The following is a 17,421-nucleotide window of genomic DNA, read 5'->3' as shown; positions in this document are numbered from 1 at the left end:
GCAGGCAGCACAAGGGCGGCAGGGCCTGACAGCAACGCCCCTCTACATCAGTTTATTGAACAAGGGCGATCTCAGGCTCCTGCTGGCCATGCACATCGTGAAGTGGAGGCAGCATCGCCAGCCCGTTTGCAGGAACGTGCCGAGTTGCTTAAGAAAGGCGAAATCGCGCTGGCCCGGCTCGACGTCAGCGGCGCGCTCGATGCGTTCGAACGTGCTGCGCTGATCCTGCATGCCGCCGACACTGAAATCGCCTTGGTTCGCGCTTACATGCAGTCCGGCGACTACCGACGCGCACTGGCGTTTGGCGCGCATACCGCAGGCGCTCACCTTGACGTGGTGGGTGGATCGCTCCTCTATGTGTGGCTGCTGCATGCGGGCGGCCAGCCTGCAATAGCTCTGCGGCTGCTGGCCGACGCCGAAACCCGCATGCCGGGCAACCTAATGGTTAAGGCAGTTCAGCAGCAACTGCGATCAGGCATGCCGGTCGCCAGCGGCCCGCTGCTGGTGCTGCCGACACGGCTGGCGCCATACGGCGGGATGAAAGGCTTGCCTGCCACTGCCCGCGTCGTGGGCAGTGCGGTACTGCTCCACGGTGGCACGAAAGCGCTGCTGCCCTTGAGCCTGCTGCCGGCCTCTGGCCACCTCTGGTTACGCAACGGAGTGGGCCAGTTGGTGCAAGCCCGGATCGATCAAAAATTCAGCTCATTGGGCGTGGCGCTGGTGCGCCTGCAGAGCCGGCTGCCCGTCCCGGACGACCAATTTTTGGCGGCCAGTGATGCTTTTCCGGGAAGTCCGGGTTTCGCGGTGGAATATTCCGCATCGCCAAATGCCGCGCCTGCTTGGCCAGTGTTGCATACCGGGTTTCTGGGTAATTCCAGTGGCGCCACCGGCGAGCGGCTACTGGGCTTAGCCCTGCCTGCCGGGCCGCGTGGCGGACCCGTGTTTAATGCAGGCGGGCAACTCATCGGCCTGGCGCTGCCGGGTCGGGCTGGCCAAGGCAGCGACCGTCTGGTTCCGGCTTCGGAACTCAGAAAAGCGATTGGCGCCAGCTTCTCGGCCGTACCGCCGCAGGCCGGAACGCCAGCTGCCCCTGCAAGCACCAGACCGCGCGCCTCGGTGGACAAAATTTACGAGGCCGGCCTGAAAACCAGCCTGCAGGTGATTGCCGTGCCCTGAAAGCGCCGTCGGCTTTTGCTCAACAGGCTGCGGCCGGCAGCGGTTCCGGTTTCACCGCATTCTCACAACGCAGCAGCACACTGAAAAGCTTATTCAATACAGGAATTTGTCACATGATCCAGAGGAGCCCAGGCAATCGAGTGCACCAAGAAGTCAAGGCGGCATAGGTCCTTGGCCAAGGCTGTCCCATCAAAAACTGTTCTTCAAAATCAGTCGTAGATTGTCATTTCCCCAGCCCGCTTTTTTGCGCAGCGCCTTGACGCCAACGCCCTTGAATTGTTTTTTCGCGGTGTTCAGCATGTTGAGCACCACATGGTGCACGATGGCCATGTTCTGCGGCGCATGGTCTTTGCGCACAGTTGAGTGGTCCTCGTTAAACACGACATCGAGCGTCCAGTGCAGCGTGTTCTCGATCGCCCAGCGGGCGCGCACCGCCTGGGCAATTTGCCGGGCATTGGCGGGCAAACTGCTGATGAAAAAGCGCCGCTCGCAGCTGACTTTGCCGTTGATGTCGCGCGTCTCTTCGATTCAACAGCGATGCTGCGCAAGCCGCTCCACTAGGGCCTTTGCGCCAGCCAGTCCAGATGGTCGCTGACGATGCACCTGCGTGACTCCACACGCCCGTGCCCGGCGTCGGCTTCGCCCCAGATGTCGTTGATGGCCAGGGACACGGGCTTGGCCGCTTCTGTTTGTAAAAACAAGCGCACATCGTCGTTGCGCGTGCCTTGGTTGCCCTTGAGCGCCAGGACGTAATCGGCGCCCTTGTCGCGGATCTTCTTGGCAATGCTGCGCTGGCAATCCATGGCATCGATCGTGACGGTGTGGCCGCTGACATCGAGCAGATCGAGCAAGGCTGGAATCGCCGTGATCTCATTGGATTTTTCGGCCACTTTTTGGCAAGCGCCAGCACCAGGCGCGAATCGGTGGCAAAGGCGCTGACCATGTGGATTGCCGCCGCCCCGGCAGCGGCGTCGGCGCTGTTGCACAAGGTCTTGCCATCGATGGCGATGACTTCGCCCGACACGCGCGGCAGCGAAGCGGCCCAGGCGAGAAAGCAGGCGCCAAACTGCTCGGGCTCCAGCGCGGCGCACACCCGGGAAAAAGTGTTCTTGCAGGGAATGCCGGCCGAGAAAGGAAAATACTCGCGCAGAAAATCGAGCTTTTCCTGCCCGAATATCACAAAGTCGCGCCAGCTCTCGGCCCCGCAGATCGAGCCGCACAGCAGCACAAAAAGAATCTCCTCCAGCGGATACAGCTTGGTGCGCTCCACCTGCGGATCTGTGCAGAGCGCCGACGAGCACGGCTGGCTCTCGGGCGAGCACTTCAGCGTGGACGGCACGCTTATTCAGGCCTGGGCCAGCCACAAGAGCTTTGTGATTTCAAAATATGAAAAATAATCGGAAAAATAGACCAGTCTGAACCAGTTGCTGCGCCGGCGCAGTCAGTATTTCAGCGGCCTGCTAGGCGTTTGAGCAAGTCATACACACCGTTCAAGTTGTAGGCCACGCCAAACTGCCGGATGTCTTCGCCCGGCACCCGCCCGCCGCCGCGTTCGCGCTGAAGTTGCTCGACCGCTTGTCGAAATGCCTCTTCCTGCTCTTTGGCAAGGCGCTGCGTGCTCCAGTCATGCGGCAGACCGGCCAGACGGGCCACGCCGCCGGCGGTAAACCATTGCATCCAGCGCATGACCGCGTGGCGGGTCACGCGCAGTGCAGCCGCCACTTCGAGATAGCTCTTGCCATCCTTGAGGTGCGCCAGCGCGATCAGGCGCAGTCGGCGGCGCCCATCGTGTTCCCTGCGGGCCAGCCGGTCAAAGTCATAGGGCTGCAGCTGGTCAATGATGTGCTGAGATAACATTTTCGTAATCTCCTGCGAGAGCCAAGACTGCTCAGACTCCGATCACTGGCTTTGGTTCTTTCTCTGTCGGGATTGGTATTAGATGGCGCTGATGTCACTGCAGCCTTGGCCGTCTTTATCGCAGCATAGCGCCGCCGGTCCCCTTCCCGCAGCGTCGCAAACAGCCGTTTCATCATCAGCTCAATGTTTTGCGTGTAACGCGTCCGTGTGCGCATCTCTGGATTTCACGTATCCGGCCTGCTTCTTCAAAAAAACCATCGGGCAACGCCAGATTTTGATCACTTTGATAAAGTTATTTCTGGCGGCATCCATGAGGCCGCCCAGCGCATTGCGTTTTTGCTGCGGTAGCGCGCCTCGGTGTCATACAGCGACTCGATCAGCTCTGGCGTCTGCGCTGCTTCGCGGCTGGAGCAACGCCAGCAGCCCGAACCCGTCTTCGCCGACCATCCGGGCGTACTGCTCGCGCTCCTTGTCGCCGCGCGGTAGGCGCGTGCCGTACGCCAGCGATTTCGCAAAACTGACCGCCTTCAAACTTGATCCGGTGCATCTGCGAAGCCAATACGCCAGAAAGTGCCTTGGTTTTCTTCTCCCACTGGGTCAGTCCCAAAAAATACGGCTCACCAAGCCCTCTCGCCAATAGCTTGTGGGAAAGCATGTCACACAAGTGCCATTGAACTGACATTACTTCGTCACCCCCAGCGCCCAAAATTCTGTCATTCCAGTATGAGGTCGCCTCGGAGTTCAACATGAAACCCATCAGCCAGCTTGAAAAGATTGTCGCTCGCACTCTTGGCGCCATCACTTACGACCTCGACAACCAGCGCCCGCAAATTCTTTGCTGCACCGCGCACGCCATGACTGGCAGCTCCGGGGGGCTGCGCTCCAAATCCTACATCCGTCAATGACTCGAAGAGCTCCCGCCCAGCATGCCAACGTCATCCAGGCGCCACGCTCAACCCAGACCGTCGGAAATGCAACCTTCTGCCATTTGATCTCTACGCCGTTTCAAGCCCTTTGCAACGGCTTTTTTACAACTCTTCCGGTTGGGGCGAACTGGAAGGGGCACTGTGTGATTGCCCCGTCAACCAAGGACATTGCCATGAAAGAACTGCCCACCCCAACTTTCGCCTTTTCGCCAGTTGAAATGCCTCGGAGGTCACTTCATCGAACCCCTCATGAACGCATTCCAATCCCTGTGGAGCCGAAGCCAGCCCCGTACATGGGAAAAATTTCGGTTAGCTGGGCCCGCAATGAAGACGAGGTCCGGGAAGCGCAGCGGCTGAGGTACCAGGTGTTTGCACTCGAAATGGGCGCCAATTTGTCCCAGGTGCTGCCTATGCATGATGTTGATGTGTTCGACGATTACTGTGAGCACCTGCTGGTGCGTGATACGACCAGCCAGGAGGTGATCGGCACCTACCGGGTGCTGACCCCGGCGCAGGCCAAGCGCGCGGGCGGTACCTACAGCGACACCGAGTTCGACCTGGCCAGGCTTCAACCTCTGCGTGAGCGTATGGTCGAGCTGGGCCGCAGTTGCGTGCATGCCGATCATCGCCATGGCGGTGTGATTCTCGCGCTCTGGGGCGCGCTGGCCGAGTTCATGGCTCGCAATCGGCTCGACACCATGATCGGTTGCGCGAGCATTCCCATGCAGCACAACGGGGTGTTGGGCGGCCACGCGGCTGCCAGCATCTGGCGCCAGGTCAGGCAAACGCACCTGGCCCCTATCGACTACCGGGTCACGCCGCGCTTGGCCCTGCCGGTTGAACAGCTTGACGACTCGCTGGTGGTCGAGCCACCCGCGCTGATCAAGGGCTATCTGCGACTGGGAGCCAAGGTGTTGGGTGCGCCGGCATGGGACCCGGACTTCAACTCGGCGGACCTGCCCATGATGATGCGCATTGCGGATTTGCCAGCACGCTACTTGAAGCATTTTTCGGTACGATCAGTGCTGGATTGATGGCGCCCCGTGCACCACAAAAGCAGAATCGGCCACTTTTGCTGCCATCATGAGGGCAGGTTCTGGTTGGCTTGTCAGCAATTGCCGTGGCCTTAAAGCCACAAACAACAGACAAGCTAACTACGGCGATCAGCTCTGCGCACGCCAAGCGCGATAACGAGAGCGCTGCAATGCAAGAAATTCGACAAGGCCTTGTGTGACGCTACTGCACATCACCACCAACTTGAACCCCATCTTGGAAGCGTTGAGATGTCCAGTCACAGCACATACCCGGAACGCTTGTCAACATCAAGGCAGATCCAGTCGCTGCCAAAAATCCAGTCAAGCTTCCTCAGTAAATCAAAAAGTTTCCAGAACATGGTGAGATCCTTGGCGTGATGAACGACTTGAAGACGATAGCGATTTCACGTGACGGTTTTGCGTCAGCCTGCGTCTTTTCTCGCCCGACCTTCTTTCACGATGAGCGCAACTCATGGGCGCGGTGCCAACTTTTGATGGGTACTGGGCCTTGTAACGGCGATTCCCGCAGTGCGTGAACCTTCTTTTTCCGAGCTGTCGGCGCTTGAAAGCGTCATTGAACTGGGCGGCTCGCATCTGGACGTCAGATTGTTGCGCCAGGTGTCTGGGCTAGGGGCGTCGCGTTATCCCGTCTATGCGATTGCCTTGGGCAATCCCAGTCTCGACACACCATCGGTAGGGTTTTTTGGTGGCGTGCATGGGCTTGAGCGCATCGGTGCCCAAGTGGTGATTTCCTACCTGCAAAGCTTGGTGATGCGGTTGCGTTGGGATACCAGCTTGCACCGCCAGCTCGAAAGCGTCCGACTTGTGTTTATGCCGATCGTGAATCCGGCAGGCATGGCATTGGGCACCCGAGCCAATCCTCGCGGCATAGATCTGATGCGCAACGCTCCAGTCGATGCTACTGAAAAGGTACCCTTTCTCGCCGGTGGCCAGCGCCTTAGCCCCGGTCTGCCTTGGTATCGGGGCAAAGCAGGCGAGCCTCTTGAACAAGAGAGTCAGGCCCTGTGTGAGGTTGTGGCGACTGAACTCTTAACCCGAAAGTTCAGTATCGCCCTCGACTGCCATTCTGGACTCGGTTTCAAGGACCGGATCTGGTTTCCGTATGCGCATACCAAAAAGCCCATCGCGCATCTGGCTGAAATGCATGCGCTCAAGGAGATTTATTTGCAAGCCTATAGCCACCATCAGTATGTCTTCGAGCCGCAGAGCGTTCAATATCTGGCCCACGGCGATTTATGGGACCACCTGTATCTCCAGGCTTGTCAAAATACGGAAAGCATTTTTCTGCCTTTGACGCTGGAGATGGGTTCGTGGTCGTGGATCAAGAAGAACCCGTGGCAGGCATTTTCCCGCCACGGAATGTTTAACCCCCTGATCGAGCACCGCGAGCACCGGGTGCTGCGGCGCCATATCGGGTTGCTGGACTTTCTGGGAAGGGCCGCTTGCGGTCACGCGCTTTGGGCGCCTGCGCATGCAGAGCGTGAGCAGCACCATGCCGATGCGCTTGCCCAGTGGTATAGCTAGGCGCTCGAAATGCTCTGGATATTCTTGCGCGGACTGACCCGGGAAACGGCCCACTGGGGCAGCTTCCCCGCTGATTTTGAACAGGCACTGCCCGGATCAAAAGTTATCTGCCTTGATCTGCCTGGCAATGGCGAGCTTCACCACATGACCAGTCCGATGTCCATCTCCAAGATGGTGACGTACTGCCGCGATGAACTCATCAGACGCGGACACCCGCCACCCTACTTCTTGCTGGCCATGTCGCTCGGTGCCATGGTGGCGACCGAATGGTCTTACCGTGGCGCTGGTGAAGTGAAGGGGTGCGTCCTCATGAACATCAGCTTGGGTAAATTCAGCCCCTTTTACCGCCGCATGCGCCCACGTAACTACCTGCCACTTCTCCGGCTTGTCCTGCTGATTCGGGACCCTGAAGAGACAGAACGCATCATCTTGCAGTTGACCAGCAATCAAGCGGCACAGCGCGCGCAGGTTATTGATGACTGGGTTCAAACGCGCATTAAGCACCCAGTAAGCCAGGCCAATGCACTCAGGCAAGTCGTGGCGGCCCTTCGGTATCGAGTCTGTTCACGGGTTCCTGCGACAGACATGTTGATCTTGTGCAGCAAGCAAGACTCGCTCGTGCATGTCGACTGTTCGCTGGTCATCGCGTCTCACTGGAAATGCCCGGTGCAACTGCACCTATTTGCCGGACATGACCTTGCTTTCGACGATCCCAACTGGGTGATCGAGAAGGTCCAGCAGTGGTCAGGCCAATGGGATGGACCGGTGGGTGTGAAGCAAGTCCAGAAAAACTGAACCCTGCCGTGCGGCGAGACATGCTGGCGGGCCCTTCACCACGGCGCCAGCAGCACCACCAGCGCTCCGGCGCCGCCATGGGCCGGCCGCGCCTGCACAAAGGCCAGCACTTCCTTTTTCTGCACCAGCCAGCTTTGCACCCGGCCCTTGAGCACCGGCGTCTTGCCCGGCGAGCCCAGGCCCTTGCCGTGCACCACGCGAACGCAGCGCAGGCCGGCCTTGTTGGCCTCGCGAATGAAGGCGCCCAGCGCGTCGCGCGCGTCCTCGCGCCGAAAACCGTGCAGGTCGAGCTGGCGCTGGATGCTCCAGTTGCCCCGGCGCAGCTTGCGCACCACATCGACACCGATGCCGGGGCGCCGAAAGCTAAGGGCTTCGTCGGTATCTAACAGGCTTTCCACATCAAATCCGTCGGAAAGGGCCTCTTGCATCACGGCCAGCTCGTCGCGCTGGCGCTGCTCGGCCACTGGCGCCGGCCGCGCCCGTTCCAGGCTGGCCTTGTGGCCCGGCCGGTGTTGCGGCGCCAGCGCCATCACGCGTCCGACGGCGCGTGAAAACAACTCCTTTTCAGCCCGGACCAGCGCTGCGGCGGCGCGAACTTCGGCCTGCCGCTCCGCTTCCTGGCGGGCGCGCAATTCCAGTTCGCGGCGAACCGGCAGGAGGTCTTTGAAGTCCCGGATCAGCAGGCTTTTCTGGCGAGGGGAAAAGGAGGCAAACATGACGGCGGTAGGAATGGACGTGCGGCAATACCGAAAGCCCCCATCCTAAAGCAGTCCCCGTTCGGCCATCGAGACCGACTGCGAAGCCGTCACCACGAAATGGTCGAGCACCCGCACATCGACTAGCGCCAGCGCGGTTTTCAGGGTCTGGGTCAGCATTTCGTCTGCTCGCGAAGGCTCGGCCGCGCCGCTGGGGTGGTTGTGCGCCAGCACCACGCTGGCGGCATTCAACGCCAGCGCGCGTATGACCACCTCGCGCGGGTAGACGCTGGTTTGCGTCAAGGTGCCGCGAAACAGCTCTTCCAACGCAATCAGCCTGTTCTGGCTGTTGAGGAACAGCACGGCGAAAATCTCGTGCGGCCGGCTGCCCAGCTGCAGTTGCAGGTAGTCGCGCACCGCCTGCGGTGTGCTGAACAGCGCTTTTTCCTTCAGCTCCTCGGCCAGGGCACGCCGCGCCAGTTCCAGCACGGCGACGATCTCGGCGCGCTTGGCTGGCCCGAGTCCCTTGATGCACTTGAGCGCTTCGGGTCCGGTGTGTAGCAGCCCGGCCACTCCGCCAAAGTTGTCGAGCAGCTCCTGGCCCATCTGCAGCGCATTCTTGCCGGGCAGGCCGGTGCGAAGCAGCAGCGCCAGCAATTCAGCATCGCTGAGCGCCGCAGGGCCGCGAGCCAGCAGTTTTTCGCGCGGACGGGCGTCTGCGGGCAAATCTTTGAGGAGCATGGATGAGGCCGTGGTGGGGAATTTGCAAGTAAAAGTAAGTGGAGTATGCCGCAGGGCATGGCGACCGTTCGCCGTGAACCCCCTGGAAAAAGCATGAAAAGGCCTGCCGGCCGGCCCGCGCAAGCCTGGCTTTCTACAATAGGGCCAGTTCAGCCCATGTTGCTGGCCGATCCTGGCTGGCCCGAAAGTCTTATGTCTACTCTGCAATCCCCAACCGTGTCCGCTGCGCCCCTCGCGGTCGAGCCAGGCTCCTTCCTGACGCTGCATTACCGCATGGCCGCGCCGGGCGGCGCGAGCATCATCAACACCTTCGATGGCAAACCGGCCACGCTGAGCCTAGGCAATGGCGAGTTGTCGCCAGCCATTGAGCAGCGCCTGCTCGGCCTGCTAGAGGGCACGCGCACCATCTTTCAACTGGCCGCTGGCGAGGCATTCGGCGAGCGCAATCCCGAACTGGTGCAATGGGTGGCGCGCAAGCTGCTCAATGACCTGGGCGACCCGGACGAGCGCTACAGCGTGGGCGACGTAGTGCAGTTCCCCACGCCCGATGGCATGGGCCAGTACGCCGGCGCGGTCCAGCAGGTCAAGGAAGACGGCAGTGCCGTGCAATTTGACTTCAACCACCCGCTGGCCGGCCGGCCGGTGGAGTTTGAAGTCCATGTGATCGGCATCCTATGACGGCCCCCGCGCTTGATGCTTCGTTTGCTACACCGCCTGCGCAGCTTGAAGAAATCCTGCTGGCCGAGCCGCGCGGCTTTTGCGCCGGAGTGGACCGCGCGATCGAGATCGTCGAGCGGGCGCTGACCAAGTTCGGCGCGCCAATCTACGTTCGCCATGAGATCGTGCACAACACCTACGTGGTGAACGACCTGAAGGGCAAGGGCGCGATTTTCATTGAGGAACTGTCCGATGTGCCGCCCGGCGCCACGCTGGTGTTCAGCGCCCACGGCGTCAGCCGGGCCGTGCAGGAAGAGGCGATGGCGCGCGGTTTCCAGATTTTTGACGCCACCTGCCCGCTGGTGACCAAGGTGCATGTCGAGGTGGCCAAGCTCAACAAGGAAGGCTACGAGTTCATCATGATCGGCCACAAAGGCCACCCCGAGGTCGAGGGCACCATGGGTCAGCTCGACAGCGGTATCCACCTGGTCGAGGACGTGCTTGATGTGGCGCGCATCTCGCCGCTGCAGACCGAGCGCCTGGCGGTGGTCACGCAAACCACGCTCAGCGTGGACGACGCGGCCGAGATCAGCGCGGCCATCGTCGCCCGCTTTCCGCAGGTGCGCAAGCCCAAGCAGCAGGACATCTGCTATGCCACGCAAAACCGCCAGGATGCGGTCAAGGTGCTCAGCCCGCAGGTCGATATTTTGATCGTGGTCGGCAGCCCGACCAGCTCGAACAGCAACCGCCTGCGCGAACTCGCCGCCAAGCTGGGCACCGAGGCCTACATGGTTGATGACGCCAGCGAACTGCAGGAAGCCTGGTTTGACGGCAAGAGCCGCGTCGGCCTGACGGCGGGCGCTTCGGCCCCCGAGATTCTGGTCAAGCAGGTGATTGACCGCATCAAGTCGCTAGGCGCTGTGTCGATCCGCAAAATGGACGGGGTCGAGGAAACCATCAAGTTCCCGCTGCCCAAGGGGCTCAAGCTGGACGCGCAGGGCCATCAGCTGGAGTTAGGCGGCAGCCAGCTCCATCAGTTGAACTGAACGCCGATGGTTTTAGTTGCTATTAAATAAATAGCTAAAAACGTATATCCGACAAGCGGCAAGGGCACTTTATTCATAAAACTCCGCTGTGGAGGCTGCCCGGTCGGGCGCTGGGCATGGACTGCTAGGTCTTTGTGTCGCAGCTGGGCGAAATGTTTGCCTGCGCATTTGCGGCGCCAACGTCGATCCCGCCAGTCTGACCTGAATCCGCCACTACATTCCTGGCCATTGCGGCACAAAATACAATCGATCCCATGCTAGACATCAACCTGCTCCGTAAAGACCTGCTATCGGCGATTGCCCGCCTGGAAACCCGCAAGACTCCGCAAACCTTCCTCAACGTCGAGGCCTTCCAGACGCTGGAGGCCGAACGCAAGGCTGTGCAGATCCGGACTGAGGAACTGCAAGGCCAGCGCAATATCCAGTCCAAACAGATTGGCATGTTGGCTAGTCGAATCGCTAGGCTCAACGCAGAGGAAGAGTTTGATCAAGCTGACCTTATGGCCGCACAAGTTGAAGCTGCAAAGGCCGGCGTTACATGCATTAAGCAAGAAATGGATCAATCCGCTGCCCGGCTGGACCAGATTCAGCTAGAGATGCAAGCGCTGCTGCTGGCTGTGCCCAACCTGCCACACGACAGCGTGCCGCAGGGCATCGGCGAGGCGGGAAATGTCGAGATGCGCAAATGGAGCCCGTTCGAAGGCCTGGGAGGTGAGCCCGCCGCCTTGAGCTTCGAGCCTAAAGACCATGTCGATGTCGGCCAGCCGCTGGGACTGGACTTCGAGGCGGGCACCAAGCTGACCGGCTCGCGCTTCACCGTGATGAAAGGCCCGCTGGCGCGACTGCACCGTGCGCTGTCGCAGTTCATGCTCGACGTGCAGACGGCCGAGCATGGCTACACCGAATGCTATGTGCCCTACATCGTCAACAGCGATTCGCTGCGCGGCACCGGCCAGTTGCCCAAGTTCGAGGAAGACCTGTTCGCCGCCAAAAAAGGCGGCCAGGAAGGCCAGGCCGAGAATGCCGCGCTGTACCTGATCCCGACGGCCGAGGTGCCGCTGACCAATCTGGTGCGCGGCGAAGTCCTGCCAGAGTCGCAATTGCCGCTGATGTTCACCGCCCACACGCCGTGCTTTCGCTCCGAGGCTGGGAGCTACGGGCGTGACACGCGCGGCATGATCCGCCAGCACCAGTTCGACAAGGTCGAGATGGTGCAGATCGTCCATCCCGAGAAAAGTTACGAAGCGCTCGAAGCCATGACCGGCCATGCCGAGGTCATTTTGCAAAAGCTCGGCTTGCCTTACCGCGTGATGCTGCTGTGCACCGGCGACATGGGGTTTGGCGCCAGCAAGACCTATGACCTGGAAGTGTGGCTGCCGGCGCAGAGTACCTACCGCGAGATCAGTTCGGTGTCCAACTGCGAAGCCTTCCAGGCGCGCCGCCTGCAGGCCCGCTTCAAGAACGCGCAAGGCAAGAACGAGTTCGTGCATACCCTGAACGGCTCGGGCTTGGCCGTGGGCCGCACGCTGGTGGCGGTGCTGGAAAACTACCAGCGCGCTGACGGCGGTGTCGATATCCCGGCCGTGCTGCAGCCTTACATGGGCGGCATGGCGACTCTTTCAGTGCCCGAGGCCTGAGCCAGGCCGGAAACGGCCATCCAGCCTGCTAGAATTGCGGCCACCACACACTGGAGAGGTGGCAGAGTGGCCGAATGTACCTGACTCGAAATCAGGCGTACCGCAAGGTACCGTGGGTTCGAATCCCACCCTCTCCGCCAATCAAAGCCCCGAGTAGTTCAGCTACCCGGGGCTTTTTTCTTGTGCAGCCAATCCGGTGCCGTGGCCGGCGTTGCCCAAGGCCTACGGTTCAGGTCTTCAGGACGCCTGCCAACAAGCGTGGCAGGAATTGAAAGATCATTGCCGCCGTATTTTTTCTTTTTCACCGGCTGCTTTCTCACTGGCCGTTTTTTCACGGATGCTTTTGCAGTAGACGGTTTTGCAGCAGTCGCGGCGACGGGGGAAGGCCTGACCGCGACGGAGAGTCGATCGTTGTCTGCGCGTGGCGTTGCAGTTTCCGATTCGATGTTGGTGTTGGGAAGGTAGGACAGGTCGATTTGAGCCCTTGCCGCCCTGCGTTCGACGTCGGTGAGCATGACTTCAAAAACCGTGATCTTCTGCTTGCGTTCGGTGATTTTTGCGCGAAGTCCCCGGGCCTGCGCGTCCAGTGCCGCTTTGCGGGTCGATGGGTCTGGATTCGAAACGTCGGTGGTCGTGGTGGGCATGGGCGGGGGCGGCGCGGCGCAGCCGGACAGAAACAGGGCCGCCAGGATCACCGATGTTTTCAGCTTCTTCATGTCTTCCTTTCGTTGCCGTCTGCCTGCAACTATCGCTTGCTCAGCAGCACATTGCAAGTAGGTTGCCGCAAGCCAGGGCAGTAGGACGAACTATAGCAATGGATGAGATAACTTCCCGAACCGTCGCGCTTTGTTTGGGAGCAACTTGCAGCCAGCGGTGAATCGTTGCCGACAGACGCGTGACGCACAAAAAAAGCCCCGAACTTCGGGGCTTCTTTCATTTACTCAGCTGCCGGTCAGTGGCTGACCGCACCATCAGCGCCAAAGCCAGTCTGGGCGCGAACCCACTGGTCCGAGTAAGCCGCGCGTTCCTTGGCCGCGCGCGGGCTCTTGTCGGTGATGGAAAACACGTAACCCAGCAGGAAGGCCAGAGGCATGGCGAACAGGGCCGGCTGGTCATACGGGAAGATCGCTGTGGCATAGCCGAACACCGTCACCCAGACTGATTTGGACAGCACCACCAGCACCACGGCGGCGATCAAGCCACCGTACCCGGCTGCCAGTGCGCCGCGCGTGGTCAGGTCTTTCCAGTACATCGACAGGAACAGCACCGGGAAGTTGCCGGCTGCTGCAATGCCGAAGGCCAGCGCCGCCATGAAGGCCACGTTCTGCTTTTCAAAGGCAATGCCCAGCACCACGGCAATCAGGCCAATGCCGAAAGACGCCATTTTGGAAACCTTGATTTCCTGCGCTTCGGACACATTGCCTTTCTTGATCACGCGGGCATACAGGTCGTGCGAGATAGCCGAGGCGCCCGCCAGTGCCAGACCCGACACCACGGCCAGAATCGTCGCGAAAGCCACCGCCGCCAGGAAGCCGAGCAGCAGGTCGCCGCCCACGGCCTTGGCCAGGTGCATCGCCACCATGTTGCCGCCGCCGATGATCTTACCGCCCACCGTGCCGCCCTCGAAGAAATCAGGGTTGGTGCCAACGATGACGATGGCGCACAGGCCCATCAGCAAGATGACGTTGAAGAAGAAGCCGACGAATCCGGCTGCGTACAGCACCGACTTGCGTGCTTCCTTGGCATTGTTCACGGTGAAAAAGCGCATCAGGATGTGCGGCAGGCCAGCCAGGCCGAACATCAGGCCCAGTGCCAGAGAAATCGCATTGACCGGGTCCTGCAGCAGCTTGCCGGGGGCGAACAGCATGTCCTTGAGCTTGTGGACTTCGATGCTTTTCGCGGCCAGGGTGTTGAAGCTGAAGCCGAACTGCGAAAACGCCAGCACCGTGATGACCGTGCCGCCGAACAGCAGCAAACAAGCCTTGATGATCTGCACCCAGGTGGTGGCGACCATGCCGCCGAAGGTCACGTAGACGACCATCAGGGCGCCGACCACGATCACGGCAATGTGGTAGTCCAGGCCGAACAGCAGCTTGATCAGCTGGCCGGCACCGACCATCTGCACGATCAGGTAGAAGCACACCACCGTCAACGAGCCGATGGCCGCCATCGTGCGGACCTTGCCCTGGTCAAGCCGGTAGGAGGTAATGTCGGCAAAGGTGAACTTGCCCAGGTTTCTGAGGCGTTCGGCCATCAGGAACAAGATGACGGGCCAGCCGACAAAAAACGCAATCATGAACAGGTAGCCGTCGTAGCCGTTGGTGAACACCAGGGCGGTCAGGCCGAGCAAGGTGGCTGCCGACATGTAGTCGCCAGCCATCGCCAGGCCATTCTGAAAGCCGGTGATGCCGCCACCTGCGGTGTAGAAGTCCGATGCGGTCTTGGTGCGGCTGGCCGCCCAGTAGGTGATGCCCAGCGTCAAGCCGACAAAGATGGCAAACATCACAATGGCCGGGACGTTGAGCGGCTGCTTTTGCGTGATTTCCACAGCGCCGGCGGCCATCGCCGCGCCGGTGGCGCCCAGTGCCAGCAGGCCGGGGGTCAGTTTTACAAGCGTTTTTTGTATCATTTTTTTGCTTTCAAGGATTCGCGCAGCAGCTCTTCGGTCAGCGTGTCAAATTCAGAATTGGCGCGCACCACGTAAAACGCCGTGAGGACCCAGAACAGGATGAACTGGAACAGGCCAATCACCAGGCCGGTGGTAACAAAGCTGTCGCCCAGCCGGATGGCCAGAACACCGGGGTTGAAGGCCACCGTCAGGAAAAGGCCAAAAAACAGCACCAGCACAATGCCGGTTAAGGTCCAGGCCAGGCGCTCGCGCTTGCTGACCAGTTCCTTGAATTTCGGATTCTTTCGAATCCGGTCATACATTTCAGAGCTCATGCTTCATCCTCCATTAAAAAAACAATTCAATTTCTTGCGGAAAACTGCGGTGGTGCAGCCTGTCGTTCAGAACATCTCAACCGTCATGCGGTTGGTGGTGGGGCCGGCCAGGCAGATGCCTTGGGCCAGGCCAGGCGCCTGCGTCAGCACCGATTCGGCGTAAAAGCGGGCGGTGACCAGCTTGGCGGTGAAAAACGCCGGGTCGCTGTCCATCTTGTCCTGGGCGACCATCAGGGCGCGGGCCATCTGCCAGCCGCACAGCACTACGCCGGCCAATTTCAGATAGTTCACCGCGCCGGCGTAGACCGTTTTCGGATCGCTCCTGCCGTTGGCCACCATGAAGTCGATGGTCTTTTCAAGCGCCAGCCGGCCTTGGCGCAAGGCATCGAGCATGGCGCCGCAGTCGTCGTTGTCATGCGCGGCCAGGTCTTGTTCGGTGGCGGCGATCTGGTTGCACAGGGCCTTGGCCAGGGCGCCCTTGTCGCGCAACGTCTTGCGGCCGACCAGGTCGTTGGCCTGTATGGCGGTGGTGCCTTCGTAGATCGTCAGGATGCGGGCATCGCGCAGGTATTGGGCCGCGCCGGTTTCCTCGATGTAGCCCATGCCGCCATGGACCTGAATGCCCAGGCTGGCCATGTCGATGGACATCTCGGTTGAAAAACCCTTGACGACGGGAACCAGGAACTCGTATAGCGCCTGGTTTTGCGCCCGGGTTGACTCGCTGGTAGCATGGTGCGCCGCGTCGCTGGCGGCTGCGGCCACGTAGGCCAGGGCGCGTGCGCCCTCGACATGGGCGCGCATGGTCAGCAGCATGCGCTTGACATCGGGGTGGTGGATGATGGCGACCGGGCCGGCCGAGCCTGCCAGGTCGCGGCTCTGGGCGCGGTCATGCGCGAAGCGCACCGCTTTCTGGTAGGCGCGGTCGGCAATCGCGATGCCCTGCATGCCCACGGCGAAGCGGGCGGCGTTCATCATGATGAACATGTATTCGAGGCCGCGGTTTTCCTCGCCGATCAGGTAGCCCGCCGCGCCGCCATGGTCGCCGAACTGCAGCACGGCGGTCGGGCTGGCCTTGATGCCGAGCTTGTGCTCGATGCTGACGCAATGCACATCGTTGCGCGCGCCCAGGCTGCCGTCGTCATTGACCGTGAACTTGGGAACGACGAACAAGCTGATGCCCTTGACGCCCTCGGGAGCGCCAGGAATGCGGGCCAGTACCAGGTGAACGATGTTCCCGGTCAGGTCGTGCTCGCCGTAGGTGATGTAGATCTTGGTGCCGAACACCTTGTAGGTGCCGTCCTCCTGGGGCTCGGCGCGGCTGCGCACGGCGGCCAGGTCGGAGCCCGCCTGCGGCTCGGTCAGGTTCATGGTGCCGGTCCACTCGCCGCTGATGAGCCTGGCGGCAAACTTGCGCTTGAGCTCGTCGCTGCCGGCCACCAGCAGCGCCTCGATGGCGCCATCGGTCAGCATCGGGCACAGCGCGAACGACATGTTGGCCGCATGCAGCATTTCGGCGCAGGGCGTGGCAATCAGCTTGGGCAGGCCCTGGCCGCCAAACTCGGCCGGGTGGATCACGCCTTGCCAGCCGCCTTCGGCAAACTGCCTGAAGGCGTCCTTGAAGCCGGGCGTGGTGGTGACGACGCCGTCTTTCCAGCTGCTCGGCGTCTGGTCGCCTTGCCAGTTCAGCGGGGCGACCACGCTTTCGCAGAACTTGGCGGACTCTTCCAGCACGGACTGGGCGGTGTCCAGGTCATAGTCTTCAAAACCGGGCAGGGCGCTGACCTTGGGCAGGCCGGCGAGTTCCTGCATGGCGAACAGCATGTCTTTCAGGGGGGCTTGATAGCTCATGGGGTGCTTTCTGTTGTGAGGGTTGAACGGGAGTCAGGCGGTGGCCTGGACAGCCAGCAGCGCTGCGGTCTTGACGGCGCGCCGGGCCGATGAATCGACCTTGACCAGCGCTTCGCCGTCAATGACCACGACGCCCCTGACGCTGCAGGTGGTGTGCAGCACCACACGGCCACGGTCGGCGATGACCTCGCGCACCTTGACGGTGGCATGCACGGTGTCGCCGGGACGGACCGGCGCCAAAAACTTCAGGTGCTGGTCCATGTAAATCGCGCCCGGGCCGGGCAAACGGTTGGCGACTGCCGCCGAAATCACGCTGGCCGACAGGAAACCATGGGCAATGCGGCCCTTGAAGACGGTCGTCGCCGCGTACTCTTTGTTGATGTGGATGGCGTTGGTGTCGCCCGACACGCCGGCAAACAGCACGATGTCGGCCTCGGTGATGGTTTTGGAAAATATGGCCATCATGCCCACGCTCAGGTCTTCGATGTCGTAGCCGTTCAGGTCGTTCATGTCGGTGTCTC

The 17,421-nt window shown here is 61.0% G+C and carries 18 protein-coding genes, 1 tRNA gene and 1 pseudogene; 9 read left to right on the top strand and 11 right to left on the bottom strand.

Annotation, left to right across the window (positions count from 1 at the left end; translation table 11 throughout):
• The first annotated feature begins 144 nt into the window (after positions 1 to 144).
• Positions 145 to 1,176, top strand: coding sequence for a hypothetical protein (locus tag ACP7AD_RS04775; protein WP_426145975.1), 1,032 nt, complete (start codon positions 145 to 147; stop codon positions 1,174 to 1,176).
• Positions 1,177 to 1,365: 189 nt separating this feature from the next.
• On the opposite strand, the gene ACP7AD_RS04770 is transcribed toward ACP7AD_RS04775, so the two are convergent.
• The 4 genes and pseudogenes from ACP7AD_RS04770 to ACP7AD_RS04755 form a co-directional block, all read right to left on the bottom strand.
• Positions 1,366 to 1,704, bottom strand: coding sequence for an ISAs1 family transposase (locus ACP7AD_RS04770; protein ID WP_426146095.1), 339 nt, complete (start codon positions 1,702 to 1,704; stop codon positions 1,366 to 1,368).
• Positions 1,705 to 1,733: 29 nt separating this feature from the next.
• On the bottom strand, positions 1,734 to 2,066 hold the full coding sequence (locus ACP7AD_RS04765; protein WP_426145974.1) for an ISAs1 family transposase: 333 nt from the start codon (positions 2,064 to 2,066) through the stop codon (positions 1,734 to 1,736).
• A 68-nt stretch (positions 2,067 to 2,134) separates the two neighbouring features.
• Positions 2,135 to 2,404: pseudogene (locus ACP7AD_RS04760) on the bottom strand (ISAs1 family transposase); the annotation flags it as partial.
• 221 nt (positions 2,405 to 2,625) lie between these two features.
• The gene (locus tag ACP7AD_RS04755) at positions 2,626 to 3,033 is read right to left on the bottom strand and encodes a helix-turn-helix domain-containing protein (RefSeq protein ID WP_426145973.1); all 408 of its coding nucleotides are present in this window, start codon (positions 3,031 to 3,033) and stop codon (positions 2,626 to 2,628) included.
• Between the two features lie 746 nt (positions 3,034 to 3,779).
• Between ACP7AD_RS04755 and ACP7AD_RS04750 the strand changes: the two genes are divergently transcribed.
• The 4 genes from ACP7AD_RS04750 to ACP7AD_RS04735 all read left to right on the top strand — a co-directional run bounded on the left by ACP7AD_RS04750 (position 3,780) and on the right by ACP7AD_RS04735 (position 7,333).
• Positions 3,780 to 3,938 carry a hypothetical protein gene (locus ACP7AD_RS04750; RefSeq protein ID WP_426145972.1) on the top strand — a complete coding sequence of 53 codons (159 nt, stop codon included), beginning with the start codon at positions 3,780 to 3,782 and terminating at the stop codon, positions 3,936 to 3,938.
• Positions 3,939 to 4,132: 194 nt separating this feature from the next.
• On the top strand, positions 4,133 to 4,993 hold the full coding sequence (locus ACP7AD_RS04745) for a GNAT family N-acetyltransferase (protein ID WP_426145970.1): 861 nt from the start codon (positions 4,133 to 4,135) through the stop codon (positions 4,991 to 4,993).
• Positions 4,994 to 5,521: 528 nt separating this feature from the next.
• Positions 5,522 to 6,538, top strand: a complete 1,017-nt coding sequence (locus tag ACP7AD_RS04740; RefSeq protein WP_426145969.1) for a M14 family zinc carboxypeptidase — start codon at positions 5,522 to 5,524, stop codon at positions 6,536 to 6,538.
• Positions 6,539 to 6,547: 9 nt separating this feature from the next.
• Positions 6,548 to 7,333, top strand: coding sequence for an alpha/beta fold hydrolase (locus ACP7AD_RS04735; protein WP_426145967.1), 786 nt, complete (start codon positions 6,548 to 6,550; stop codon positions 7,331 to 7,333).
• A 35-nt stretch (positions 7,334 to 7,368) separates the two neighbouring features.
• On the opposite strand, the gene ACP7AD_RS04730 is transcribed toward ACP7AD_RS04735, so the two are convergent.
• Together ACP7AD_RS04730 and radC are read right to left on the bottom strand one after the other, a co-directional pair.
• Positions 7,369 to 8,049: a Smr/MutS family protein gene (locus ACP7AD_RS04730; protein WP_426145966.1), complete on the bottom strand. Its 681-nt coding sequence runs from the start codon at positions 8,047 to 8,049 to the stop codon at positions 7,369 to 7,371.
• Positions 8,050 to 8,094: 45 nt separating this feature from the next.
• Entirely contained in the window at positions 8,095 to 8,769 is a 675-nt protein-coding gene (gene radC, locus ACP7AD_RS04725) for a RadC family protein (protein ID WP_036805482.1), read from the bottom strand.
• Between the two features lie 192 nt (positions 8,770 to 8,961).
• On the opposite strand from radC, the gene ACP7AD_RS04720 reads away from it, so the two are divergent.
• From ACP7AD_RS04720 to ACP7AD_RS04705, 4 genes are all read left to right on the top strand, one after another.
• Entirely contained in the window at positions 8,962 to 9,447 is a 486-nt protein-coding gene (locus ACP7AD_RS04720) for an FKBP-type peptidyl-prolyl cis-trans isomerase (protein WP_426145963.1), read from the top strand.
• Complete coding sequence (gene ispH, locus ACP7AD_RS04715; protein ID WP_426145961.1) at positions 9,444 to 10,472, top strand: 4-hydroxy-3-methylbut-2-enyl diphosphate reductase; 1,029 nt, start codon at positions 9,444 to 9,446, stop codon at positions 10,470 to 10,472. Before ACP7AD_RS04720 ends, ispH begins: the two co-directional genes overlap by 4 nt.
• 254 nt (positions 10,473 to 10,726) lie before the next feature.
• Entirely contained in the window at positions 10,727 to 12,109 is a 1,383-nt protein-coding gene (gene serS / locus ACP7AD_RS04710; RefSeq protein WP_426145959.1) for a serine--tRNA ligase, read from the top strand.
• A 52-nt stretch (positions 12,110 to 12,161) separates the two neighbouring features.
• A tRNA-Ser gene (locus tag ACP7AD_RS04705) sits at positions 12,162 to 12,249 on the top strand.
• Positions 12,250 to 12,267: 18 nt separating this feature from the next.
• On the opposite strand, the gene ACP7AD_RS04700 is transcribed toward ACP7AD_RS04705, so the two are convergent.
• The 5 genes from ACP7AD_RS04700 to ACP7AD_RS04680 form a co-directional block, all read right to left on the bottom strand.
• Complete coding sequence (locus tag ACP7AD_RS04700; RefSeq protein WP_426145957.1) at positions 12,268 to 12,825, bottom strand: hypothetical protein; 558 nt, start codon at positions 12,823 to 12,825, stop codon at positions 12,268 to 12,270.
• Positions 12,826 to 13,061: 236 nt separating this feature from the next.
• Positions 13,062 to 14,738 (bottom strand): cation acetate symporter, encoded by a 1,677-nt coding sequence (locus tag ACP7AD_RS04695; RefSeq protein ID WP_426145955.1) that lies wholly within the window; start codon positions 14,736 to 14,738, stop codon positions 13,062 to 13,064.
• The gene (locus tag ACP7AD_RS04690) at positions 14,735 to 15,052 is read right to left on the bottom strand and encodes a DUF485 domain-containing protein (protein WP_426145953.1); all 318 of its coding nucleotides are present in this window, start codon (positions 15,050 to 15,052) and stop codon (positions 14,735 to 14,737) included. Before ACP7AD_RS04690 ends, ACP7AD_RS04695 begins: the two co-directional genes overlap by 4 nt.
• 66 nt (positions 15,053 to 15,118) lie before the next feature.
• The gene (locus tag ACP7AD_RS04685) at positions 15,119 to 16,900 is read right to left on the bottom strand and encodes an acyl-CoA dehydrogenase (protein WP_426145951.1); all 1,782 of its coding nucleotides are present in this window, start codon (positions 16,898 to 16,900) and stop codon (positions 15,119 to 15,121) included.
• Between the two features lie 33 nt (positions 16,901 to 16,933).
• Positions 16,934 to 17,410 (bottom strand): MaoC family dehydratase, encoded by a 477-nt coding sequence (locus ACP7AD_RS04680; protein ID WP_426145949.1) that lies wholly within the window; start codon positions 17,408 to 17,410, stop codon positions 16,934 to 16,936.
• Positions 17,411 to 17,421 lie beyond the last annotated feature (11 nt).

Source organism: Polaromonas sp. DSP2-3-2b2 (assembly GCF_049895905.1).
GTDB lineage: Bacteria > Pseudomonadota > Gammaproteobacteria > Burkholderiales > Burkholderiaceae_C > Polaromonas.
Note: the sequence above shows the minus strand (reverse complement) of the source record. Positions and strands in the feature narration are given on the sequence as shown.